This is a genomic window from Psychrobacter sp. APC 3426 (genome assembly GCF_030408035.1).
In the GTDB taxonomy this organism is placed as follows: domain Bacteria; phylum Pseudomonadota; class Gammaproteobacteria; order Pseudomonadales; family Moraxellaceae; genus Psychrobacter.
In genome coordinates this window covers 1-718 of the sequence record NZ_JASDCF010000067.1, presented here as the reverse complement: position 1 = coordinate 718, position 718 = coordinate 1, and the positions used below count along the sequence as shown (strand labels likewise).

The 718-nt window shown below is 39.7% G+C and carries 1 protein-coding gene; it reads right to left on the bottom strand.

Going from position 1 to position 718, the window contains the following annotated elements:
• Nucleotides 1–2: 2 nt before the first annotated feature.
• A partial coding sequence (locus QL919_RS14120) for an IS3 family transposase (RefSeq protein ID WP_290190099.1) occupies nucleotides 3–718 on the bottom strand: 716 nt, incomplete at its 5' end.

The following is a 718-nucleotide window of genomic DNA, read 5'->3' as shown; positions in this document are numbered from 1 at the left end:
GTTTATGAGAAGTCAGATACTGCAAGTATCTGACTTTTTCTTTGAGAGTTATATCCTATATTTCTATGGACTTGGTTCGGTGTTAGCATATTTAAACTCAAATGCGGTCGCCTCTCATTATAGATATGAATAGACTCTTTAATCAGTACTTTCAATTCGTTAAAGGTATTACACTCGTACAGCAGGAACTCATACTTTAGTATGCCATTGATTCTTTCAGCCAAGGCATTTTGGTAGCAATCATAGCCATCCGTCATTGATGGAACTATTTTATAGGCCTGTAGCGCCTCTTGGTATAGCTCGGAGCAGTACTGTAGCCCTCTGTCTGAATGATGAATAGCAGTATGATCATAGCAGCGGTTAGACTGCACCATCTTTAATGCTTTGACCACACTGCAAGCTCTCATATCCTCACTTAAATGATAGCCCATAATATGTCTTGAATAAGCATCTGTCACCAGTGATAAATAGTGAGTACCCTCACCAGACTTTACGTAGGTGATGTCTGCCACGAGTACTTGCTCTGGCATGAAAGGTTGGTTTTGATTATCCTTTAACAAATTAGGATGTTTCTTGAGCCAGTGCTTACTGTTAGTCGTCTTAGTATAGCTACGTTTGGGTTTCACCAGTAAGTCATTTGTCCGTAAGTAATCAAAGAAGCCATCTCGTCCTAGTTTAATACCCGCATCTATAAGCTTAGGTTTGATCAGGTAGTACA